Origin of the sequence: Humitalea rosea (assembly GCF_003253705.1) — a bacterium.
In the GTDB taxonomy this organism is placed as follows: Bacteria; Pseudomonadota; Alphaproteobacteria; order Acetobacterales; family Acetobacteraceae; genus Humitalea; species Humitalea rosea.
Map to the genome: position 1 here is coordinate 59,349 of NZ_QKYU01000007.1, position 22,220 is coordinate 81,568.

Here is a 22,220-nt window from a genome sequence, read left to right on the forward strand (position 1 = left end):
GACTTGTACGGCCCGGATGAGCCGTTGTGCATCGCGCCGCACATGCGGCGGATTGTGACGCGGCGCAAGTGCAACCCTACGCGCAGCACCCGAAGGACCGGGGCTCACACTGCCCCGGCCACCCAGTTCACCCGATCTCAATCGGCGGCATAGTCACCGCGACGGGGGCCGCGATCGCGACGGCCGTCGCTGCGCTCGCGGCGGGGCTCGCCAGCTTCCTCGCCTTCGGCGCGGGGGCGACGGGCCCCAACCTGCTCGGAGATATCGGCACCGGTCGTCTGATCGACAACCCGCATGGACAGCTTCACCTTGCCGCGGTCGTCGTGGCCGATGACCTTGACCTTCACCTTGTCGCCGACGTTCACGATGTCCGTGGTGCGGTTCACGCGCTCATTGGCGAGCTCGCTGATATGCACCAGCCCATCCTTGGCGCCGAGGAAGTTCACGAAGGCGCCGAATTCGGCGGTCTTCACGACGGTGCCGGGGTAGATGGCGCCGATCTCGGCCTCGGCGGTGATGCCGCGGATCATGTTGATCGCGAGCTCGGTCGCGGCGGGGTTGGTGGAGGCGATCTTGATCGTCCCATCATCCTCGATATCGACCTTGGCGCCCGACTTCTCGACGATGTCGCGGATCACCTTGCCACCGGTGCCGATGACTTCGCGGATCTTGTCCTTGGGCACCTGGATCACGGTGATGCGGGGGGCATTCGCCGCCACATCGCCACGCGCGCCGGTCAGCGCGCGGGCCATCTCAGCCAGGATGTGCATGCGCCCACCCTTGGCCTGATCCAGCGCGATACGCATGATATCGGGCGTGATGGAGGTGATCTTGATGTCCATCTGAAGCGCGGTGACACCGGCCTCGGTGCCCGCGACCTTGAAGTCCATGTCGCCGAGGAAATCCTCGTCGCCCAGGATGTCGGAGAGCACGGCGAAGCCGCGGTCTTCCTTGATCAGCCCCATGGCGATGCCGGCGACGGGGCGCAGCAGGGGCACCGCCGCATCCATCAGCGCGAGCGAGGTGCCGCAGACCGTCGCCATCGACGACGAGCCGTTGCTCTCGGTGATCTCGGACACGACGCGCATCGTGTAGGGGAACACGGTCTTTTCCGGCAGCAGCGGGCGGATCGCGCGCCAGGCGAGCTTGCCATGGCCGACTTCACGGCGGCCCGGGCTGCCCATCCGGCCGGTCTCGTTCACCGAGTACGGAGGGAAGTTGTAATGCAGCATGAAGTGCTCGCGGTAATCGCCGCCGAGCGCGTCGATGACCTGCTCGTCCTGGCCGGTGCCGAGGGTCGCGACGCAGAGCGCCTGGGTCTCGCCACGGGTGAACAGCGCCGAGCCATGGGCGCGGGGCAGCACGCCGACTTCGGCCATGATCGGGCGGACGGTCGTGGTGTTGCGGCCGTCGATGCGCAGGCCGGTGTCGAGGATGGAATTGCGGACGACGTCGGCTTCCAGTTCCTTGAGCAGGCCCTTGGCGGCGGCGGCGTCATGGCCCTCGGCGGTCAGGGTCTCGGCGATCTTCTTCTTGACGTCGCCGACCTTGCCCTGGCGCACCAGCTTCTGGGTCTCGGTATAGGCCTCGGCCATCGGCGCGAAGCCGAGTTCCTTGATGCGGGCCTTGAGCGCGATCTCGGCCTCGGAGGTCTCCTTGACCGGCCAGGGGTCCTTGGCGGCGCGTTCGGCCAGTTCGATGATGCCCTGGATCACGGCCTGGAAGGCCTGGTGGCCGAAGGTCACGGCGCCGAGCATCACATCTTCCGAAAGCTCCTGCGCTTCGGATTCGACCATCAGCACGCCCTCGGCGGTGCCGGCGACCATCAGGTCGAGCTTGCTTTCCTTCCGCTGGTCGGCGGTCGGGTTCAGCACATAGGCGCCTTCGATGAAGCCGACGCGGCAGCCGGCGACGGGGCCGAAGAAGGGGATGCCCGAGAGCGTCAGCGCGGCGGAGCAGCCGACCAGTGCGACCACATCGGGGTCGTTCTCCATGTCATGCGACAGCACCGTCGCGACGACCTGGACCTCGTTGCGGAAGCCATTCGGGAACAGCGGGCGCAGGGGGCGGTCGATCAGGCGGGAGACCAGGGTCTCGACCTCGGAGGGGCGGCCTTCACGCTTGAAGAAGCCGCCGGGGATCTTGCCGGCCGCGAAGGCCTTTTCCTGGTAGTTCACGGTCAGCGGGAAGAAATCCTGCCCCGGCTTGACCGAACGGGCGCCGACCGCCGTGCAGAGCACGATGGTGTCGCCGAGCCGCGCCAGCACGGCGCCATCGGCCTGGCGGGCGATCTTGCCCGTCTCCAGCGTCAGGGTCTTGTCGCCCCAGGGGATGTCCTTGCGGAAATAATTGTCGAACATGAATCGTCCTAAACTACCCTGGGCCGATGCGGCACGGGGCGGCGCGCCCGGCCCATATGGGGGGCACGCGGGTTGGGCGGCGCGGGACGTGGCAGAGGCGTCCGAACCGGCGGAGACGAAGGTCCAGCGCTTCGGGCTGCACGGGGGAGGCCGCTTTCGAGGCAGGCCGCCCATGTGGCCGGAAACGCCGATCCGCCCCGCCTGGGTTCCCGCCCATGCGGGGCATGGAAGGGAACGGAAGCGTGCTGACGGCCCCACGCGCGCGGGGCGCCAAGGAGGTCAGGGACCCCCCAAGCGCGCGCGGTATGGCATGTTCGGCTAGGCTGCGCCACCGCTTTCGCGCGGTGCGACCGGGGCCTCCCCGCGTGCCGCGGCCCAGCGCAGCAGCGCATCCAGCGCCGGGCACAGCGCCTGGCCCCATTCGGTCAGCCCATATTCCACCTTGGGCGGCACCTGGTGATGGATGACGCGCCGGACGATGCCATCCGCCTCCATCTGCCGAAGCTGCTGGATCAGCATCTTCTGGGAGATGCCGGGGATCGACCGTTCCAACTCGGAAAACCGCAGGACCTTGCCGCCGAACAGGCGGAACAGGATCACCAGCTTCCACCGGCCCTCCAGGAACTTCAGCGCCTGCTCGACGCCGGAGGCCGCGGTGTCGGGGGTCAGGGCTGCGGGCTTACTTTCGGGTAAGTACCCTACTTTTTCGTCGGTTCTTGTCATTTTCGGAGCTTAGACGCACCTCCCCAGCACGGCAAACCCGGCGCGCCGCGCCAGGGGGCCAGCCTTGGAGACAGCATCATGACACCGACCCTTCCCCCCGCCATCGCCCGTTATGTCGCCGCCAAGAACCGGCAGGACATCGACGCCATGCTGGCCTGTTTCGCCCCTGATGGCCGTGTCCATGACGAGGGCCGCGAGCATGTCGGCCCCGCCGCCATCCGCGCCTGGCTGGAGCAGACCACCCGCGACTACCGCCCCACGGTCGTGCCCGAGGGTTTTGCGGATGGGGTGATGACCGGCCTCGTCTCCGGCGATTTTCCCGGCAGCCCGGTGCGTCTCAGCTACCGTTTCACCCTGTCGGACGCGGGGATCGCGCGGCTGGAGATCGGCTGATGCCAGAGACTCTGATTTCCGGCCGCTTCGCCGGCAAGCGCGCCCTGGTGACCGGCGGCACCCAGGGCATGGGGGCCGCGATCCTGCGCCGGCTGCTGGCCGAGGGCGCGCAGGTCGCCACCACCGCGCGCGCCGCGCCGCCGCCGGGCCTCGTCCCCAGCCTGTTCGTCCAGGCCGATGTCAGCACCGCCGCGGGGGTGCGCAGCGTCGTCGAGGCGGTGACGGCGCGCTTCGGCGGGCTGGACCTGCTGGTCAATGTGGTCGGCGGGTCGGCCGCGCCGAGCGGTGGCTTCGCGGCGCTGGACGATGAGATCTGGCAGGGGGAGCTGGCGCTGAACCTGTTCCCGGCGGTGCGGTTCGACCGCGCCTTCCTACCCGGGATGATCGCGCGGGGGGCGGGGGCGGTGCTGCACATCTCCTCGATCCAGGCGCGGCTGCCGCTGCCTGAGGCGACGCTTGCCTATGCCGCGGCCAAGGCGGCGCTGACGACCTACAGCAAGGGGCTGTCGAAGGAGGTCGGGCCGAAGGGGGTGCGGGTGAACACCATCTCGCCCGGCTTCATCGAAACGGCGGCGGCGACCCGGCTCATTGAACGCCTGGCCACGCGGGCGGGCACGGATGCCGCCGAGGCCCGCCTGGGGCTGATGCGCTCGCTGGGCGGCATTCCGATCGGGCGGCCCGGGCTGCCGGAGGAGGTGGCGGCGCTGGCCGCCTTCCTGCTCTCCGCCGAGGCCGCCTCGATCCACGGCGCCGACTACGTCATCGACGGCGGCACCGTGCCCGTAGTCTGAGGAATCTGTGGTCTGAGCATCTGTGGTGTGAGGGTTACGCCGCATCCTCGCGCCGGTCGCGGGCGCGGACATAGGCGACGGCGGCGTGCTCGGCGCAATACGGCTTGCCGGTCAGCGCGCCGCCATCACAGAAATGGAAGCCCGAGGTGCCCGGCTCGCCGATCGGCCAGCAGCAGGTCCGGCTGCTGACCCGCGGGAAGGCCCGCAGGCTGGAGGGCTGGGGCGCCACTGCAACCGGCGCGCGCGCCGGGGCGGCGGCAGGGCGGGGCGCGGCCATGGCCCGCGGGGCCACCGGCTCGGACGCCGCCGGGCGTGCCTGGGGCGCGGGCTGGGCGGGCGGCGTGAACAGCGCGCGGCCGGAGGTGATGGGCTGCGACACCCCGTCCCGGCGGATCGGCGAGGGGCGGGCCGGCAGCGCCAGCCGATGCGCCTTGCCGACGATGGCGTTCTTGGAAACGCCCATGCGCCGACCGATTTCTGCGGTCGAATGTCCCTCGGCCCAAAGAGCCTTGAGCGTCTCGATCGCTTCCGCTGACCAATCCATCGTTAGTGGCTCCTACCTGCCCTGCCTACCACATGGAGTATCTGGAAAGCAGCCCGGCGGATCAAGCGATGGATTCGGTCGAGGCACTTAAACTTGTGGAGAACCCTGCCGGCGCCTACCAGGGGTAGAGTCGGCAGGCCGATCCGATCAGAAAAGAAGGCCTTTGCGCAGCATTCCGTGAACGCCCTTTTCGCCGTTCACCGTCTGGGTCACCCGGAAGTCCACCGCCAGGGAGCAGAACTGGTAGGCATCGGCCGGGGTGATGTTGGTCCGCTCGACGATGAAGGCGATCATCTCCCGCAGCGCCTGCTTCATGGCGAGGTCGAGATCCTCATTCAGGCCCATGGTGATAAAATGGGTCTTGGTCTCCCCGCGCGGGAAGGCGAGGCGGGGGTCCTTCGCGCCACCGCCCTTTTCCAAGGTCAGGCGGAAGTGTCCGGTCAGGCACATTTCCAAAGCGTTGATGCAGACCTCGCCATCGCCCTGCACGCCATGGCCGTCCCCGGCCGAGAACAGCGCGCCCGCCATATGCACCGGCAGGAACAGGGTCGAGCCCTCGCCGAGTTCCTTGTTGTCGAGGTTGCCGCCATGCGCGCGCGGCTCCTTGGTGCTGATCTGGCCCCAGGCTTCCGGCGGGGCCAGGCCCATGACGCCGAAGAAGGGGCTGAGCGAAAGCTGGGTGCCGCCCTCCTGCGGGCCGAAGGGCAGGCGGCAGGTCTTGGCCGCGCGGTCCACCGGGATGTGGATCAGGCGGCGGAAGGGGAAATCCTCCGGCAGCGTCCCGAACAGCGGGCGGAAGCCGCAGAAGCCCCAATCGGCGCCGAGTTCGATCTTCTCGATGTCGATGCGCAGCATGTCGCCGGGCTCCGCGCCCGCGACGGCGACCGGGCCGGTCAGGATATGCGGCCCGAGGCGCGGCGGGTGGCTCGCATGGATGGCGGCCAGGGCCGGGGGGATCACCATGCCGGAGCCGGCCGGCGGCATCACATCCGGCGCGCCGGAGACGCATTCCAGCACCACGAGGTCGCCGCTCGCGATGGTCGCGACCGCGGGGAAGCTCGCATCGAAGGCACCGAAGCGGATGGTGTCCGGCGTGGCCGGGACGCGGTGGGTGGCGGCGGGCATGGGCGGCTGGCTCCTGACGACGACACTCTTGTTGCAGCGCGGCGAGCGGCCGCGCGCAAGGGGGGAGGGGCCAGATTCAGGGTGGCCGGATTCAGGCCTGGGCGAACAGCGCCTCCAGATCGCCCTCGGTCAGGCTGAGCGCATCCGCCCGCCCGTCGTCCAGCACCGAGGCGGCGAGGCCGCGCTTCTTGTCCTTCAGCAGCTCCATCTTCTCCTCGATGGTGCCGAGGGTGATGAGGCGGTGCACGAACACGGATTTCTGCTGCCCGATGCGATGGGCGCGATCGGTCGCCTGCGCCTCCACCGCCGGATTCCACCAGGGATCGTAGTGGATGACGGTATCGGCGGCGGTCAGGTTGAGCCCGACGCCGCCGGCCTTGAGGCTGATCAGGAACACCGGGACCTTCTCGGCCTGGAACTCGCGCACCGGGGTGGTGCGGTCGGTGGTCTGCCCGGTGAGGATGACGTGCTTGATATTGGCCTCGGCCAGGCGCTTCTCGATCAGCGCCAGCATGGTGGTGAACTGGCTGAAGATCAGCACCCGGCGGCCCTCGCCCAGCAGCACCTCCAGCAACTCCATCAGCCGCTCCAGCTTGGCCGAGCCGGCCTTCTGGGCCGAGGCGAGCTGCAACAGCCGCGGATCGCAGCAGACCTGGCGCAGCTTCAGCAGCGCATCGAGGATGATGATGCCGGAGCGCGCGATGCCCTTCTCGGCGATCGCCGCCTGCACGCGGCTGTGCATGGCCAGCCGGATCGCCTCATAGACGGCGCGCTGGGTGGTCCCCATCTCGATCGGCTCGGCGATCTCGGTCTTGGGCGGCAGCTCCCGCACCACCTCATCCTTGGTCCGCCGCAGCAGGAAGGGGCGGACGCGGCGGTTCAGCAGCGCCTGGCGGTCGCTGTCGCCATGCTTCTCGATGGGCGTGCGGTAGCGGGTGCGGAAGGTCTTGGCGTCCCCCAGGAAGCCGGGGGAGAGGAAGTCGAACAGCGACCACAGCTCGCCGAGGTGGTTCTGGAGCGGCGTGCCGGAGAGGCAGAGCCGCTGCCGCGCCCGCAGCCGCAGCGCCTGCCGGGTGGTCTCGGCATTGGGGTTCTTGATGGTCTGGGCCTCGTCCAGGATCACCGCATGCCAGTCCTGGGCGGTCAGCACCTCATGGTCGCGGGCCAGCAGGGGGTAGGTGGTCAGGACCAGATCGTGGTCGGCGATCTCGTGGAAGCGTTCCTTGCGCGCCGGCCCGTGCAGCGGCAGGACCCGCAGGCCGGGGGCGAAGCGCTCGGCCTCCAGCCGCCAGTTGGGGATCAGGCTGGTCGGGCAGACGATCAGCGCCGGGCGGTCCAGCCGCCCTGCCTGCTGTTCGACCAGCAGATGCGCCAGGGTCTGCACGGTCTTGCCGAGGCCCATGTCGTCGGCCAGCACGCCGCCCAGGCCGGCGGCGCGCAAAAACTGCAGCCAGGCGACGCCCTGGGCCTGATAGGGGCGCAGCGAGCCCTTGAAGGTGTCGGGCACCTTCGCCTCGGGGATCGCGCCGCCGCCGTCGCGCAGTTGGCGGCCCAGGGCGCGCAGCCCCTCGGCGCCATGCCACAGCAGGCCGGAGGACTCCTCCAGCCGCGACATCTCCACCGCATCGTGCCGGGCAAGGCCGAGCTTGCCCGAGGCCGGATCGACCAGCCCCGCCTCGACCAGCTCCATCAGCGCCATCAGCGTGGGCCGGATGCTCTCGGGCGAGAGGGTCAGCAGGCGGCCATCTTCCAGCGGCAGCAGGAAGGGGCTGTCGCTGCCATTGTCCGGCCCGATGCCGGTCTTGATGAGCTGGAGCATCAACGGGATCAGGTCGATGCGCGTGCCCTCGACCATCACGCCGAGGTGCAGCTCCAGCCAGTCGATGCCGGTGGTGTCGCGCAATTCGCCCTCGACCTCGCCATCGGGCTCGACCAGGCGGACGGGGAAGTCGTCGGTGACCACGACATGCCAGCCGGCGCTGCGCAGCGCCGGGATCTCATGGCGCATCACATCGAGCCAGGTGGTGCCGTCCTGGTCGTCGTCCAGCAGGAAATCATCGCCCTGGCCGGCCGGCACGAAGACCGGGGCGACATCGCCCACGGTCGCGAAGCCGATGCCACCCAGGCGGCGCAGCACCGCCTGTTCCGCCGAGCGGTCGCGGGTCGGGCGGTAGCGCCGGCCGTCCTGCTCCACCACGGCGGGCGAATCCTGCCGCGCGAAGGGCAGCAGCAGCGGGCCATAGGCAAAGGAGAGCGTGGCGAGGGGCGCCGCATAGGCGGTCGGCGCGCCATAGCGCGGCGGGGCCCGCCGGCGGGCCGGATCGAAGGGCACGCTGCCCAGGTGAAGATACAGATACGGCACCAGCGGCCCGGCCACCGGCTCCGCCGGCGCGCCCGAATCGACGGGGGCGGGGGTGGCCCCGTGGCGCAGCGACAGCAGCACCGCCGCGACATGCTTGCAGTTCACCCCGACCGCGCAGGTGCAGGTGCCCTGGAAGCCAGGGCGGCCCTCGCGGAAGATCTGGATGCTCTGGCGGTAGGGGGCGGGGGCGCTGCCCTGCACCTCGGCCTTGATCCGGCGCCCATCGGGCGAGACGGTCACGGAGCGGACCCGGCCCTCGGCGAGATAGAGGCGCGCGGCCGCCAGCGCCTTGGCCGAGACCTCGTTGAGAATGACTTCATCGCCGAAATGGGCGAGGTCGGGCAGTGCGGACGACGACAGCAGAGAGGACATTCCGTCATATATGCTGTCCTTGCCGCTGCCGACCACCCAAGGTCGACGCCGGTCTGCTCTTCGCTGCCCGATGGGGCCGGCCGGGGGGCTTCCGCCCCGGCCAGGGACGGCCGTATCGTTCCGTCCCGAGCCCCAAGCCCCAAGCCCCATGCCAGCCCCGATCCCGCCCGCCCCCCCTGCCACCCCGGCCCGCCGGGCGTGACCGCGCATGGCCCAGCCCCGCATGGCCCGGCCCCGCTGGCGCGGCTGGCGGGGATGGGGGGGCTGCTGCTGCTCTATCCCGAGCATCTGCGGATCGAGCGCATCGGGCTGTTCTTCGCCGGACTCAACATCTTGCACCATCTGGAGCGGGAGATGGAGACGACGATCCCGCTGCGGGCGCTGACCGGGGTGCATTTCGTCCGCTCGCTGCTGCTCGTGCAATTCCTGCGCTTCACCTATGCCGGCTGCCCCGCGCCGACCGGGCATTACCTGCGCGACGCCTTCGCCGAGAACGCCTTCCTGCTGAGCCTCGCCGACAATCGCCCGCTGCTGGCGATGATGGCCCGGATCGAGGCCCAGGTGGCGGCGCTTGCGACACCGGGGCACGAACTCTCGTCCCGGTGACGTTTCGTTAGGCTCGCGGCGCGATAACACCGCTGTTCGAGGACGGCGGGCCCAGCCCGCGCCACCCCCCGGACGCGGAGGCGCCGTCCGACCCAGGCGCTGCGATCCCCGCCACCCTGCGTGGCGAGGACGGACCGGAGGCTGCGGCTGCCTTGCGCTCACCTCGGCACACTTCCGCGCAGATGCGCCATGCCGCGCCGGCGCCGCCGCCCGGCTGGTTCGCGGCCGCCACGCGGGGGATGCCCCCGGCCGCCGTCTGGTCGCTGGTGGCACTGGCCTGCGGGCTGGGTGGGACCGCGCTGGTGCTGTCCGGCACGGCGCGCGGCTCCGCCGCCCCCATCGCCACGCCTCCCTCCGCCGCCGAGCAGGTGGTGCTGGCCCAGCGCATGGCGCATCTGGAGGAAAGCTTCGCCAGCTTCGAGCCCACCGCCGCCCGTATCCTGGCCGAATTGCGCGAGGCCGCGTTGAACGAGGCGCTGGCGGCCCCGCGCTCGGATCGCTTCGTCGCCGCCGCGCTGACCTTGCAGGCGGCGCTGGCCACGCCCCGCCCCTTCACCCGCGAATTGCAGGTGCTGCGCGAAAACGCGCCGCCGCAGTCGCTGCCCGCCCCCTTGGCCGAGGTGCTGGCCAGCCACGCCGGGCGCGGCCTGCCGACCGTCTGGGAATTGCGCGAGACCTTCGAGGCGCTGAGCCCCGACCTGCTGGCACGGGCCCCGGTCGAGGGCTGGCGGCTGCTGGACTGGTCGCGCGGGGCGCTGTCCTCGATCGGCCTGGTCCGCCCGCCGCCGGTCAGCGCGCCGCGCCAGGCGGTGACCGAGATCCTGCAATCGCTCGCCCGCGGACATCTGGCCGCCGCCGTCGCCGATGCCACCACGCTCGATGCCAGCGTGCAGCCGATGCTGGCCGGCTGGATGGCGCAGGCGCGGGCGCGGCTCTCGGTCGAACAGGCCATCAACGAAACGCTGCTGCGCGCATTGGCGCGCCCTGGGAGGACCGGATGAGGAGCATCGGCATGAATAGGGTCCGCGCAATGCTGCTGGCCACGGCGGCGGTTCTGGCGGGCGGCGGCGCCCAGGCGCAGACCCAGACGCTGGCCCAGGTCTTCGGCGATCCGGTGCCGTCGCAGATCTCGCGCCCGCGCCCCCGGGAAGCGGTGTTCGTCGTGGCGCCCGGCACGTCCCGTCTGCTGGCCACGACGCTCTCGCGCAGCTTCACCGAACGCTACAGCGATGCCGTTGCACCCCGGGTGGAGCTGCTCGCCGCGGGGATGGTCGCGCAGGCCTTCTGCTCGGGCCTCGGCCCGACCGCGCCGGATGTCGCGGTGCTGACACGGCAGATGCCGCGCGCGGTGATCGATGCCTGCGCCGCCAATGGCGTGACCGAGATCGTGGAGCTGCATCTGGGCTTCAGCGCGGTGGTGCTGGCGGTGCGCCGGGGCGATGCGCTGGCCGCGCTGACGCCGCACCAGGTCTATGAGGCGATGCGCGCCGAGAAGCCGGAGGGCGAGGAATTCGCCGTCAACCGCGTCGCCACCTGGTCCCAGATCGGGCAGGGCCTGCCGGACACGCCGGTCCGGATGATCATCCCCGATGGTGACGCCTCCGCGCGCCCCCGCTTCAACAGCTTCATCATGGAGGCCGGTTGCCGCGATGTCTCGGCGCTGCGGCTGATCTTCGATGCCTCCTACCGCGTCGGCAAATGCACCACGCTGCGCAACGACGGCCGGGTGGTGGAGCGGCGTGGCGGCGAGGTTCCCGGTGCGTTGTTGCAGGCCGAGCCTGGCACGATCGGCGTCATCACCTTCGGCCAGTTGCAGGACAGCGGCGGCAATCTGGTGCCGCTGCGGCTGAACGGGGTGATCCCCACCGCGACCAGCATCGCGAACCTGGATTATGAGGCGGTGAACCGCGTCTACCTCTACGTGAAGCGACAGCATGCGCGCAGCCAGCGCGGCGGTGGCGTCGTGCGCGGCATCCGCGAATTCGCGATGGAGGCCGTGTCGGAAGCCGTGAGCGGGCCGGGCGGACAGTTGGTGCTCGGCGGTCTGGTGCCCTTGCCGCCGGTGGAGCGCACCGCGCAGCGGCGCATCGCCGACCGCCTCGAACGGATGTCGCACTGATGCCGCAGCTTCCCAGGGAGACGACCCCCATGACCCCTCCGCGCCGAACCTTGCGTGTCGCAGCCTTGCTTCTCCTGACCACCGCCTGGATCGCCGGGCCCTGGCCCGCCGCGGCCCAGAGCCTGTCCGCCTCGCCGGGGCCGGTCGCGGTGCCGCTACAGGACCTGCCCGCCGCCGAAAGCCTGGGTGACCGGCTGGAGCGGATCTGGAGCGGGGTGATCGACTCGATCGGCTTCGGCACCGGCTCGATGGGCTATGCCATTCGCCAGAACCAGACCAACCAGACCGACGACTTCACCTGGCTGATGGACATCGCCGGCTTCAAGCTGAAGGAGATCGAAAGCACCGTTGGCCTGATCCCCGGGCTGACGCTGGTGTTCGGCCAGTCGCGCGAATTGTCCGAGGCCGATCGTGAATTCCTGTTGCGCAGCCTCGATCGCCATGCGCGCCGCCATGGTGGGCCGATCGCGGTGATACAGCGGGCGATCGTGTCCGGGATCCTCGATGCCAATGAGATCGGCGGCTTCGGCGTGGACAAGCTGCAGGTCACCTTGATGCCGCTGCCCTATGTGAAGTTCACGCTCTCCCCGGTCGATCCGCCGCTTGGGCAGGAGGCCAGCCGCATCCTGCGCTCCATCGACCGGCTGAACCAGCGCTTGCAGACCATGAGCCCGAGCAACCAGGGCTTCGAGCAACGCGCGCCGGGTCCGGCGCAGATCCGCCCGGCCGTCTACGAAATCCAGCACTAGCCCCCTCCTTCTTCCCTGTCGCCGTCACGAAAATCGTGACGGGCCAACGCCAGAAAAGGTTTGCCATGACGATGACCGACAGCGCCGTGCGGGGCCGCTTTGCCGAGTTGGTGAAGCTCCATCTCCAGGGCCGCAGGTTCCTCGACCGGGAGCAGGAGACCAAGCTCCTGGAAGACGCGGTCACCCGCTACAGCCTCTCGCTGGAGGAGGCGCAGGCGACCATCCGCACCAGCGCCGAGGCGCTCGGCGTGGTGCTGGCGCGGGAGCTCGACCGGCCCACCGTGCAGCTGCTGAAAACCCTTGGCGACCGGCAGGGCCGTGTCGCGCGCGACGACTTCCGCAAGGTCGTCGCCTTCTACCGCGCCCGCACGGGTGCCGCGCTGACCGAGGCCGATGGCCAGAAACGCGTCAAGCGCCTGATGGAAGAAAACGAAATCGCGCCGCGACGCCAGGGACGGATCGTGCCGACCCGCCGCTGGTATCGGGCGATCGAGGCGTGATGCCTTCAACACCCCCCAAAAGGAAACCTGCGATGAACGCACGCCTGTTGCCCGCCATTCTTGCCCTGGGCCTGGCCGCCACGCCGGCGCTGGCCCAGACCGCCCCTGGCACGGTGCCCCATGGCGCCACGCTGATGGAGCAGGCCATGGCCGCGGCCCCCACGGCCTCGCATGCGATGGCCCTCGGCATCGGCATGTTCGGCGGCGCGGTGCTGGGCTCGGTGCTGATCAATGGCGGCGCGCTGGCGGCGGCGGTGGGGGCCGCGGCCGGTCTCGCGGTCGGCAACTACGTGCATCAGCACGATCTCGACGATCTCGACTGACGCAACGGCAAGACAGCGCGGGGATACCAAAATGGATCCGGCGATCACCCAATTCCTGGCGGTGCTGCCACTGCCCCTGATGATCCTGGCCATGCTGGGCGTGCCGCTGCTGTTGGCGCTCGCCTGCGGCCACATCATCCAGTCGGTGTTCACGCCGCAGGAACTGTCGGCGAATGCGGTGGTGGGCGCCACGAAATACGGCTTCATCGTCGAGGTCTATGCCGTCGTCGCCGCCCTCACTTTGGTCGGCGCCTGGGACATCTACCAGACGGCCCGCGACACGCTGCAAAAGGAAGTGGGCGGGCTCTACATGCTGGCGCTCAGCGTGCCGAGCTACAGCCTGCCCGAACAGGGGCCGGCGCGGGGGGAGATGTATGCCTCGATCCGCGGCTACGCCGCCGCGGTGGTGGAACGCGATTGGGAGAACATGCAGTCAGGGTCAGGGCTTTCGGAATCCGACGCCGCCTTCGGCCGCCTCACCCGCGCCTTCTTCGACCCCGAGCCGGTGACCCAGGCGCAGCAGGCCCTGGCGCAGAACACCATCGGCTGGGTCGCCCAGGTCGCCGAGGGGCGGATCGCGCGGCTGTCGGTGATGTCGCGCACCATCGGCGGGCTGATCTGGGCCTTGATCCTGATCCTGTCGGTGGCGATCCTGGCCTTCCAATGGTTCTTCGGCAGTTCGACCGCGGCGGTGCATTACGCCATGGGGGGCTTCGTCGCGCTGATTGTCGGCAGCGTGCTCGCGGTGTCGATCAAGCTCGCCTTCCCCTTCATCGGCGATCCGGCGCTGCTGTCGGCGCGGCCCTTCCTGCAATTGATGCGCGTCGAATGAGCGTCTCAGTGCCCAGTGGCGGGTGCTGCATAGCGCCAGCGCTGGAACAGCAGCAGCAGCAGCGGCAGCACCCAGATGTTGAGCTGCGCCAGGCTCCAGGCCAGCAGATGTGCCGCGTAGTGCAGGATCACCGCGATCCAGACGGCGAGCAGGCAGACCGCGCCGGCCGCCCGCCAGCCGGGCCAGAGGCGCCGGGCCATGATAATCGCCGCGCCCAGCACCAGGATCGCGCCCCAGCCGGTCAGCAACGCGAGCACGCCGGCCTTGCCTTGCAGCCCATCGGCCGCCGCGCGCAGCGTCGCCATCGCCGGCAGCGCGTGGCGCTCCAGGAAGACGGGCAGGCCGATGCTCCAGGCGCCGTCGGTGGCGAAGATCTCGCCGGCGCGGAACAGGCCCGCATCGGGCAACAGCAGCCCCACCCCGCCGAGCGCCCCCGCGACCAGCCCGAGCATGTGCAGCACGGGCGTCGCCTCCGCGCCATGCGGGGCGAGCGTGCCGTATTGGAAGGCGCCGAGGCGCAGCATCCCGAAGGCCAGAGCGAAGGCGAGCAGGGCCGCCATGCCATCGACCAGCACCGGCCAGACCTCGAAGCCCCCCATCCCCTGCCATCCCCCGCGCCGCTTCGGGACAGACTTGCCACGGAGCCGCTGTGGCGGCGAGGCCGCATGATCTGGTTCGGCACCGGCCTGACCATCGCCGTCATCGGCCCGCTGCTGCTGCGCCATCCGGGCCAGGCGGGCGGCATGGTGCCGCCGCCGCCGCCGCTCGTCTGCCCGGCCGAGGCGATGGCGCGCTACGATGCGGGCGGCGCGCGGATGCGCCGCTTCGCCGCCACCATGTTCCAGGATTCCGCGACCCAGCGCTTCGGCGTCGCCCGGCTGCGCGTGCCCGGCTTCAGCGACTGGGCCTACGACTGGGTGCAGAGCTACCTCACCTCCTACCGCATCCTCGCCCAGGCGCTGCGCGGGGCGGGGGAGGCGGCGGTGACGCCGGGGCGGCTGCCGACCGTCGATGAATTCGCCCATCGCCTCGCCGGCCCGATCCGGGAGAACTTCGACGAACAGGTGACGCGCCCGGCGATGGACGGCGGCGGCCTCGCCGCCGATCTCGCGCATATCGCTGCCATGCTGGAGGAGGAACATCGCATGCTGCTGGCCGAACTAGCCGCCACCATCCCCGGGGCGACGGCGCTGCCGCCGCTGGCCCCCGAGATCATCGCCGCCGTGCCGCATGATGCCGACACGCTGTTCCATCCGGTGATCGACACCGAAACCGTGTTCCTGCGCTCGGTGCGCCCGCTCGCCTCGCGGCTCGGCGTGCTGGCGGTGCGGGTCAGCGAGGCGGGGTCCATCGTCACCACCGCCGGCGTCTTCGGCTATGCGCTGGCGGGGACGCCGGGGGTGGTCGCCGGCGTCGCGGGCGGCATCGGCCTGTCCTGGGGCCTGGACTGGATCATCAACCGCGTCGATGCCGCCATCAACCGCGACGCCTTCGAGGCCAATGCAATGGCGGCGATCACCACGGCCGAGGCCGGCTTCCTCGCCAGCGGCAATGCCGCCGTCGATGCGGTGCTGGCCGCGCGACGGGCGGCGCTCGGGGCCCTGCCCAGGGCGGGGTGCGTCTGAGCCATGCGCGGCGCCCTTGCCCTTGTCCTGTTGCTGGCCGGCCCGGCCCTGGCGGATCCGATCATGGCCGCCGCCGGGATCGAGATGCTGCTGCCGCAGCTCGCCCGCCCCGCGCCCTTCCCCCGCAGCCTCGCCCTGGCCGGGCGGATGGCGGGGGAGGATGCGGAGATCCAGGCCGTGCTCGGCCGCCTTGGCGATCTGGCGGCGGTGGGGGTGCCCAACCGGCGGATGCTGGCGGCAACGCTGCCCGCCGCCCTCGATGCCGCGGTGGCGGCCGAGGTGGGGGTCGAGGGCGGCCTCGGGCTGTTCCTCGCCCGCGTGATGCGCCTCGGCGCCGGTGTCAGCGGCGGGCTCGACAGCCCGGCGCTGATCGCCGCCGTCGTGGCGCAGGCGCATATGGAGGCGGGCGGCCTTGCCCCGGCCGCCGCCGCCCTGGCCGGCCTGCCGCCGGAGCCGACGCTCGATGCCTGGCGCGAGGCCGCGCGCGCGCGGCTGCGGCTGGAGGCGGAGGCAGCCCTGCTCGCCGATCTCGCGATGCGGCGCCTGGTGCCGTGAGCACCGTCCGCTACGACTGGAAGCCGGTGGCGGCGCGGATGCTGTTCAGCCTCTTCGCGGTCTTCTCGCTCTACAACCCAAGCGGCTATTCCTACTGGCACTGGCTGACGGCCGGTCTGGAGGACGGGCTGGCCAAGCTCGCGGTCGGGCTCATGCTCGCCGGCGTGCATATGGTGCTGTGGAAGACGGTGCTCGCCGTGCTGCGGCCGCGCGGGATCACCTTTGTGCTGCTGCTGTGCCTCTGCGCGCTGGCGCTGCTCTGGCAGGTCGGTGCCGCCGATCTGACCGATGGCGACACGCTGCTGCTCGGGCTGCTGGTCTGCCTCGCGGTCATCCTGACCTCGGGGCTCATCTACAGCTCGATCATGCATCGCCTGACCGGCATCGCCCATGTCGAGGAGGTTCCCCATTGACCCAAAAGGCCGAGACCTTCCTGCTGGCCTGCATCGACCCCCGGCTGATCGACGACAGCGGCATGTATTTCGCCGCCATCGGCCGGGGCGAGCGCTACAGCGAGATGCGCGTCGCCGGCGCCGCGCTGGCGCTGGCGGACCCGGCCCGCGCCGCATGGGCCGCGACGATCTGGGAGAATCTGGCCGCCTCCCGCCAGTTGCATGGCGTGACGCGCGTGACCCTGCTGAACCACCGCGACTGCGGCGCCATGGCGCAGCATCTCGGCCGCCCCTTCGCCGATGCGGCCGAGGAGGAACGGCTGCACGCCGATGTCCTGGCCCGCGCCGCCGAGGCGGTGCGCGCGCGGCATCCGGACATGCGGATCGAGACCAAGCTGATGGAGCTGGACGGGCGGGTGAGCATCCTGCCCTGCGCCGTCTGCGCGCCGCGCGGCCCGCTGGTGGCCGAGGCGGTGGCGCCACCGGCGGCACGGGCCGGCTTCGCCGAGCTGGTGCGGCTGCGCGCGCGGGATGGCACCGCGGGCAGCCCCGATGTGCTGACCCAAGGCGTCACCCGCTACGGGCTGTCGGCCGAGGAGGTGCGCCAGGTGCTGGCCGCCGAACGCGGCGCGCCTCCGGCCGCACAGGATGTCGCGGCCTTCCTGCGCTCCCGCCAGGACGGCCGTGGCCGGATCGGGCGGCAGGCGGTGGGGGAGGCGGCGCGGCTGTACCGGCGCCTCGCCGGCCCCGGCACCACCCCGGCCGAATCCCAGGCCCGCGCCACCAGCATCGCCGCGGCCGAAGGGCTGGCGCCGCGGCCGGAGGGCTGGCCGCTGTTCCGCTCGACGCGCTGGTTCGACGTCAGTCGCGGCGCGTCGTCGCCGTGAGGAAGCTTTGCAGGAAGCGATCGACATCCGCCTCGTCATTGTAGACATGCGGGCTGATCCGCAGCCGCCCGAGCCGGGCCGCGACATGTACGCCATCGGCCTCCAGCCGTTCCATCAACCCGCTTGGCAGGCCATGGGGAAAGCCCAGGCTCAGGATATGCGGCGCGCGCAGCCTGGCCGGCAGCATGCGGGCGCCGCTGTCGGCCAGCCCCGCCTGCAAGCGTGAGGTCAGCGCGCCGAGCCGCTGGGTGATCGCGCTGGTGCCCCAGCCGGCCATCATCTCCATCCCGATCGCGGCCATCTCCATGCCGATGTAGTGGTCGCGCTCGCCCATGTCGAAGCGCCTCGCGCCATCGATGTAGGCCGTGTCAGCGAAGTAGGGCGCGCGTTCGGCGGTGACGGCGCGGCGGCCATGCGCCGTCTGCTCCAGCGGCACACCGCCCTGGTGGCGCCGGGCGATGTAGAGGAAGGCGCGCCCATAGGGGCCGAGCACCCATTTGTAGGTCGGGAAGACCAGCACATCCGGGTCCAGCCCACGCACGTCGATCGCGACCGCGCCGGCGGCCTGGGTCGCATCGACGACCAGCAAGGCCCCCGCCGCGCGCAGCGCCACGGCGATGGCGGCCATGTCGAGCATCCCGCCATCCGCCCAATGCACCGTGGAGATCGAGGCCAGCGCGACCGGGGCCGCGCCCGGCCGCGCGATCGCCGCCAGCACCATGGCCGTCCAGTCACCCGCGGGGTCGGGCATCACCGCCTCGACCGTGAAGCCCCGCGCCTCGGCGCGCGACTCCCATTCCAGGACCGGCGAGGCGTGATCCTCATGCAGCACCAGCACGCGGCTGCCGCGTGGCACCGGCAGGATCTTCGCGGCGGTGGCGATGCCGTAGCTGATCGAGGGGATCAGCGCGATGTCCACGGCCTCGGCCCCGATCAGCGCCGCCGCCGCCCGCGCCCGCGCGAACAGCACCGCGGGCCGGGCCGGGTCCAGCGTCCAGGGCTGCACCTTGCGTCGCGCCCCGATCAGCCCCGCGTCGCGCACCGCGAGCGGCAGCGGACTCGCGGAGGCGGCGTCGAGGTAGGAGACCTCACGCGGGATGTCGAAGAGGGCACGCTGGGAGGGCAGCATGGCGCGGTCCTTGCCTGATGCCGGCACAGTGCCGCATCCGGCGGCGGGATCAACTCTCGGCCCGGATGGGGTGCTGCGCCGGGCCGGGGCCTGACGCCTCAGCGCCGCGCCAGCCTCAGCGCCGCGCCAGATAGAAGCCGAGGCCGAGAATCCCGGCGCCGCAGAGCACCACCGCCGGCAGCACCCCCGCCGGTGCCGCGAGCAGGCCGAAGGCGAGCGGGCCGATGCTCTGGCCGAGGAAGAACCAGAAGGCATGCATCGACACCGCGCTGCCGCGCGCATGGGGTGCGACCTCGGTCACCCGGGTCTGGATCGAGCCATGCACGGCGAAGAAGCCGAAGCCCATCAGGATCGTTCCTGCCGGCACCATCGGCAGCGTGCTCGCCAGCCCGACCGACAGCAGCCCGGCCGCGACGCAGATCGCGCCGAGGCGGATGAGGCCGGACTGGCCGATGGCGCGCAGGATGATCCCGGCCAGCAGCGTGTAGAGGAAGCCGCCAAGGCCGAAGCTCGCGATGGACAGCCCCGCCTGGGTGGCGCCGCCGAGGCCGCGTTCCACCAGCAAGGGGCCGAGATAGGGGAAGAGGCCGAAGATCAGGCAGCCTTCGATGAACACGGCGCCGAACAGCAGCCGCGCCGCCGGATTCGCCAGGATCGTGCCGGTGCGGCGGAAGCTCTGGCCGAAGTTCAGCGGCAGTCGCGGTTCGGCCGGGCCGCCGCGCGCGGCGAACCACCCCGCCAGCGCGGTGAGTGCGGACAGCGCCAGCACCCCGCGCCAGCCGAGCAGCGGCGCCAGCACCCCCGCCAGCGCGCCGCCCGAAACCTGGCCCGCGATGGCGAACATCAGCAGGCGGCTGATCGCGACCTGGCGGCGCACCAGCGGCACCGAATCGCCGAAGACCGCGAGGGTCAGCGGCATGGTGCCGCCGGCGGTCAGCCCGGCCAGGATGCGCGCGGCAAACAGCCACCAGAAGCTCGGCGCCAGGGCGCAGAGCAGGGCCGAGACCGCCAGCCCGAGCAGTGACCAGCCCACCACCCGGCGTTTGCCGAGCGCGTCCCCGATCGGCCCCAGCACCGGCTGGATCAGCGCATAGGGCAGGGCGAAGGCGGAGGCGAGCAGCGCGGTCTGGCGCGGCTCGGCGAGGAAATCCGTCCCGATCAGGGTCATCATCGGATCGAGGAGCCGGGTGCCGAGCGCCGAGGCATAGGCCCCGAGACCGAATGCCAGCAGGAGCCGCGTGACGAGCTGGCGCGAATCCAGCTCCGTCTGCGGGCGGTCAGGGTGGAGTTGCGCCATCACCGCCGATCTTGCACCGCAGCATAAGCCGCCGTCCATCTGCCCGCCGCGCGGATCCGCCGCGTCAGCCCGGGCGGCGCAGCAGGGCGCGGACGACCTCGGCCAGGCCCTGGTGCTTCGGCCCCTCATCCAGCAGCACGGCGCCCTCCAGCAGCTCCAGCACCTCAAGCCCGGGGAAGAGGCGTTCCACCTCGGCCCGGGTCCAGAGCAGGCTCGCATCCTTCGGCCCACCGGCACGGCGGCCGGTGCCGGCGGGGGAAAACCCCTCCAGCGCCAGCAGCCCGCCGGGGGCCAAGGCGGCGGCGGCCCCGGCCGCGGCCACGGCGCGATCGGCCGGCGGCAGATGCACGAAAACCCAGGCGAGCAGATCGAAGGCGCCAACGGGCCAGTCCCACAGGGTCAGGTCCGCTTGCACGAAGCGGGGGGCGACCCCGCGCGACGCGGCCAGTGCCGCGGCCTTGGCCTGGCCCTCGGCCGACCAGTCCACGGCGGTGACCTCCAGCCCCAGCCCGGCGAGCCAGGCGGCATTGCGCCCCTCGCCATCGCCGATCGCCAGCGCCCGCATCCCCGGCCGCAGCCGGTGGGTCAGGCTGCGGAGGTAGAGGTTGGGCTCGGTGCCGAACAGGAATTCGGGCACGGCATAGCGTCGGTCCCAGGCGCCGGCGTCACTCATCGGGCGTTGCTCATGCCGGATCACTCCTGCGGCGGCCGCCCCGGGGCGGGGGGGCCGGGGCCCAGCCCGGCGGGGCCATCTCGAAGCCCGCGAAGTCGAAGGCGGGGCTGACGGTGCAGCCGACCAGGGTCCAGGCGCCGCGCGACCGCGCGCCCTGCCAGCAGCCGGCGGGCACCATCGCGAAGGGCTGTTCCGCGGCCCCGAGGTCGGGGCCGAGGATCAGCGCGGTCACCGCCCGCCCGTCGCGCGAGAGCGACAGGTCCAGCGCCGCCCCCGCATGCCAGTGCCAGCCCTCGGCCGCGTCGACGCGGTGCCAGTGGCTGATTTCGTCGGCCATCAGCAGGAACAGGATGCTGGTGCCGACGCCGCGCTCGCCGCCGGCGGGGCGGTCGCGCCAGGTTTCACGGAAATGCCCGCCCTCCGGATGCGGGGCCAGTTCCAGCGCCTCGATGAGGACGCGTGGGTCCAGCCCCGGATCGCGGAGGTCGGGCAGGCGCATCAGGCCGCCGGCGGGCGCGTTGCCGAAAGCGCCGGCAGCACGTCCACCGCCTCGTACCAGGTGGCCAGGGCGGGATGGGCCTCGCGCCAGGGCTCGTGCGGGAAGCGGAAGTCCAGGTAGCCGAGGGCGCAGGCGACCGAGATGGCGCCGAGGTCATGCAGTTCGGACAGGCTGCCCGGCTCGATCGCCGCCAGCCCGCGCTGCACGGCGGCCTTGTAGCGGCTGTCGGCGCGGGTGCGGCCCTCGTCCATCGGCAGGCCGATGAGGCCGCGGCGCGCCACGGCGGCGTCCATGATGCCATCGGCCAGGGCTTCCAGCACCAGCACCTTGGTCCGCTCCTTGCCGCTGGCCGGGATCAGCGGGGGCGCGTCGCCCATCCGGTCCAGCACGTCGCAGATCACCGCGCTGTCGAAGACGGCGGTGCCATCCTCCAGCACCAGGCAGGGGATCTTGGACAGCGGATTGACCGCCAGCAGATCCTCGGGCGAGACGTGCGGGTTGGTCGCGACGGTCTCAATCTGGCCGTCGAGGCCACGGATGATGGCCACGGCCATCACCTTGCGCACGAAGGGGCTGGCGGGAGAGTGGTGCAGGGTCATCGGCATGTGGGTGTCGGTCCTTGGAAGAGGGTCAGCGAAAATTGTCTTTGCCCCGGCGTCGTTCCGCCAGGGTAGCGACGTCACCGGCCCGCATGAAGGGGTTGGTCGCAAGTTCATGTCCGATGGTGGTCGGCACCGTCGGCTTGCCCTCGGCGCGCAGGGCGGCGGCCTTGGCGGCCCAGGCGCGCAGCGCGGCATTCTCCGGCTCGACCGTCAAAGCGAAGCGGATGTTGCTCTCGGTGTATTCATGGCCGCAGCAGACCAGCGTCTCCGCCGGCAGCTTCGCCAGTGTGGCGAGGGCGGCGAACATGTCGGCGGGCGTGCCCTCCAGCAGGCGCCCGCAGCCGGTGGCGAAGAGCGTGTCGCCGCAGAGCACCGCGCTCGCCTCCGGCACGTGGAAGGCGATGTGGCCGAGGGTATGGCCGGGGCTGTCCAGCACCTGGGCGGTGGCCGCCCCGATGGCCAGGGTGTCGCCCGGGCTCACCGCCTGGTCGAGCTTCGGCAGGCGATGGGCGTCGGCCTTGGCGCCGATGACGCGGGCGCCGGTGCGGGCCACGACCTCGGCCACGCCATCGACATGGTCGCCATGGTGGTGGGTCAGCAGGACCATATCCAGCCGCCCGCCGGCGGCCTGGATGGCGGCGAGGCAGGGGGCGGCCTCGCCGGGGTCGCAGAGGGCGACGGTCCCGGTCGCCTCGTCGGTCAGCAGCCAGGCATAATTGTCGGACAGGCAGGGAATGGCCTCGACACGGACGGTCATTCGGC

25 protein-coding genes are annotated in these 22,220 nt (G+C 71.3%); 13 read left to right on the top strand and 12 right to left on the bottom strand.

From position 1 onward, the window contains the following. Positions 1-137: 137 nt before the first annotated feature. Both pnp and C8P66_RS07470 read right to left on the bottom strand, forming a co-directional pair. Positions 138-2,360: a polyribonucleotide nucleotidyltransferase gene (pnp, locus tag C8P66_RS07465; RefSeq protein ID WP_111397618.1), complete on the bottom strand. Its 2,223-nt coding sequence runs from the start codon at positions 2,358-2,360 to the stop codon at positions 138-140. Positions 2,361-2,678: 318 nt separating this feature from the next. Further along, complete coding sequence (locus C8P66_RS07470; RefSeq protein WP_111397619.1) at positions 2,679-3,083, bottom strand: winged helix-turn-helix transcriptional regulator; 405 nt, start codon at positions 3,081-3,083, stop codon at positions 2,679-2,681. Between the two features lie 78 nt (positions 3,084-3,161). On the opposite strand from C8P66_RS07470, the gene C8P66_RS07475 reads away from it, so the two are divergent. Both C8P66_RS07475 and C8P66_RS07480 read left to right on the top strand, forming a co-directional pair. After that, on the top strand, positions 3,162-3,476 hold the full coding sequence (locus C8P66_RS07475; protein WP_111397620.1) for a nuclear transport factor 2 family protein: 315 nt from the start codon (positions 3,162-3,164) through the stop codon (positions 3,474-3,476). Continuing rightward, complete coding sequence (locus C8P66_RS07480) at positions 3,476-4,267, top strand: SDR family oxidoreductase (RefSeq protein WP_111397621.1); 792 nt, start codon at positions 3,476-3,478, stop codon at positions 4,265-4,267. The genes C8P66_RS07475 and C8P66_RS07480 overlap by 1 nt, the downstream gene beginning before the upstream one ends. 34 nt (positions 4,268-4,301) lie before the next feature. On the opposite strand, the gene C8P66_RS07485 is transcribed toward C8P66_RS07480, so the two are convergent. From C8P66_RS07485 to C8P66_RS07495, 3 genes are all read right to left on the bottom strand, one after another. Beyond that, positions 4,302-4,811: a GcrA family cell cycle regulator gene (locus C8P66_RS07485; RefSeq protein WP_111397622.1), complete on the bottom strand. Its 510-nt coding sequence runs from the start codon at positions 4,809-4,811 to the stop codon at positions 4,302-4,304. A 147-nt stretch (positions 4,812-4,958) separates the two neighbouring features. Further along, the gene (locus tag C8P66_RS07490; protein WP_111397623.1) at positions 4,959-5,936 is read right to left on the bottom strand and encodes an acetamidase/formamidase family protein; all 978 of its coding nucleotides are present in this window, start codon (positions 5,934-5,936) and stop codon (positions 4,959-4,961) included. Positions 5,937-6,027: 91 nt separating this feature from the next. Further along, on the bottom strand, positions 6,028-8,670 hold the full coding sequence (locus C8P66_RS07495; protein ID WP_158537141.1) for a DEAD/DEAH box helicase: 2,643 nt from the start codon (positions 8,668-8,670) through the stop codon (positions 6,028-6,030). A gap of 198 nt (positions 8,671-8,868) precedes the next feature. Here C8P66_RS07495 and C8P66_RS23505 point away from each other — a divergent pair, with 198 nt between their 5' ends. The 7 genes from C8P66_RS23505 (at position 8,869) to C8P66_RS07525 (ending at position 13,799) form a co-directional block, all read left to right on the top strand. Then, complete coding sequence (locus tag C8P66_RS23505) at positions 8,869-9,276, top strand: hypothetical protein (protein WP_146422749.1); 408 nt, start codon at positions 8,869-8,871, stop codon at positions 9,274-9,276. A gap of 182 nt (positions 9,277-9,458) precedes the next feature. Continuing rightward, entirely contained in the window at positions 9,459-10,277 is an 819-nt protein-coding gene (locus C8P66_RS07500; protein ID WP_111397625.1) for a hypothetical protein, read from the top strand. 11 nt (positions 10,278-10,288) lie between these two features. Next, positions 10,289-11,395: a PstS family phosphate ABC transporter substrate-binding protein gene (locus tag C8P66_RS07505; RefSeq protein ID WP_158537142.1), complete on the top strand. Its 1,107-nt coding sequence runs from the start codon at positions 10,289-10,291 to the stop codon at positions 11,393-11,395. 65 nt (positions 11,396-11,460) lie between these two features. Then, positions 11,461-12,144 carry a hypothetical protein gene (locus C8P66_RS07510; RefSeq protein ID WP_111397627.1) on the top strand — a complete coding sequence of 228 codons (684 nt, stop codon included), beginning with the start codon at positions 11,461-11,463 and terminating at the stop codon, positions 12,142-12,144. A gap of 65 nt (positions 12,145-12,209) precedes the next feature. Beyond that, positions 12,210-12,644 (top strand): hypothetical protein, encoded by a 435-nt coding sequence (locus tag C8P66_RS07515; RefSeq protein ID WP_146422752.1) that lies wholly within the window; start codon positions 12,210-12,212, stop codon positions 12,642-12,644. 32 nt (positions 12,645-12,676) lie between these two features. Beyond that, entirely contained in the window at positions 12,677-12,967 is a 291-nt protein-coding gene (locus tag C8P66_RS07520; RefSeq protein WP_111397629.1) for a hypothetical protein, read from the top strand. A 31-nt stretch (positions 12,968-12,998) separates the two neighbouring features. Then, a complete protein-coding gene (locus tag C8P66_RS07525; RefSeq protein WP_158537143.1) occupies positions 12,999-13,799 on the top strand; it encodes a bestrophin-like domain in 801 nt (266 codons plus the stop codon). A gap of 5 nt (positions 13,800-13,804) precedes the next feature. Here C8P66_RS07525 and C8P66_RS07530 read toward each other — a convergent pair whose 3' ends face one another. Then, a complete protein-coding gene (locus C8P66_RS07530; protein ID WP_111397631.1) occupies positions 13,805-14,398 on the bottom strand; it encodes a hypothetical protein in 594 nt (197 codons plus the stop codon). A 66-nt stretch (positions 14,399-14,464) separates the two neighbouring features. Between C8P66_RS07530 and C8P66_RS07535 the strand changes: the two genes are divergently transcribed. From C8P66_RS07535 to C8P66_RS07550, 4 genes are read left to right on the top strand one after another with little or no spacing between them, the layout of a single operon-like run. Next, positions 14,465-15,424, top strand: a complete 960-nt coding sequence (locus C8P66_RS07535) for a hypothetical protein (protein WP_111397632.1) — start codon at positions 14,465-14,467, stop codon at positions 15,422-15,424. A gap of 3 nt (positions 15,425-15,427) precedes the next feature. Continuing rightward, on the top strand, positions 15,428-15,979 hold the full coding sequence (locus C8P66_RS07540) for a hypothetical protein (RefSeq protein ID WP_111397633.1): 552 nt from the start codon (positions 15,428-15,430) through the stop codon (positions 15,977-15,979). Further along, positions 15,976-16,392 (top strand): DUF6524 family protein, encoded by a 417-nt coding sequence (locus tag C8P66_RS07545; protein WP_111397634.1) that lies wholly within the window; start codon positions 15,976-15,978, stop codon positions 16,390-16,392. Before C8P66_RS07540 ends, C8P66_RS07545 begins: the two co-directional genes overlap by 4 nt. Next, complete coding sequence (locus C8P66_RS07550) at positions 16,389-17,258, top strand: hypothetical protein (RefSeq protein ID WP_111397635.1); 870 nt, start codon at positions 16,389-16,391, stop codon at positions 17,256-17,258. Before C8P66_RS07545 ends, C8P66_RS07550 begins: the two co-directional genes overlap by 4 nt. On the opposite strand, the gene C8P66_RS07555 is transcribed toward C8P66_RS07550, so the two are convergent. The 6 genes from C8P66_RS07555 to gloB form a co-directional block, all read right to left on the bottom strand. Then, positions 17,233-18,387, bottom strand: a complete 1,155-nt coding sequence (locus C8P66_RS07555; protein WP_111397636.1) for an aminotransferase class V-fold PLP-dependent enzyme — start codon at positions 18,385-18,387, stop codon at positions 17,233-17,235. The two genes, C8P66_RS07550 and C8P66_RS07555, sit on opposite strands and share 26 nt — an antisense overlap. 115 nt (positions 18,388-18,502) lie before the next feature. Next, positions 18,503-19,684, bottom strand: coding sequence for an MFS transporter (locus C8P66_RS07560; protein WP_111397637.1), 1,182 nt, complete (start codon positions 19,682-19,684; stop codon positions 18,503-18,505). Positions 19,685-19,748: 64 nt separating this feature from the next. Continuing rightward, on the bottom strand, positions 19,749-20,357 hold the full coding sequence (locus C8P66_RS07565) for a class I SAM-dependent methyltransferase (RefSeq protein ID WP_111397638.1): 609 nt from the start codon (positions 20,355-20,357) through the stop codon (positions 19,749-19,751). Between the two features lie 10 nt (positions 20,358-20,367). Further along, positions 20,368-20,856, bottom strand: coding sequence for a cupin domain-containing protein (locus C8P66_RS07570; protein WP_111397639.1), 489 nt, complete (start codon positions 20,854-20,856; stop codon positions 20,368-20,370). After that, positions 20,856-21,461 carry a glutathione S-transferase N-terminal domain-containing protein gene (locus C8P66_RS07575; protein WP_245903299.1) on the bottom strand — a complete coding sequence of 202 codons (606 nt, stop codon included), beginning with the start codon at positions 21,459-21,461 and terminating at the stop codon, positions 20,856-20,858. The genes C8P66_RS07570 and C8P66_RS07575 overlap by 1 nt, the downstream gene beginning before the upstream one ends. 25 nt (positions 21,462-21,486) lie before the next feature. Next, positions 21,487-22,215: a hydroxyacylglutathione hydrolase gene (gene gloB / locus C8P66_RS07580; RefSeq protein ID WP_111397640.1), complete on the bottom strand. Its 729-nt coding sequence runs from the start codon at positions 22,213-22,215 to the stop codon at positions 21,487-21,489. Positions 22,216-22,220 lie beyond the last annotated feature (5 nt).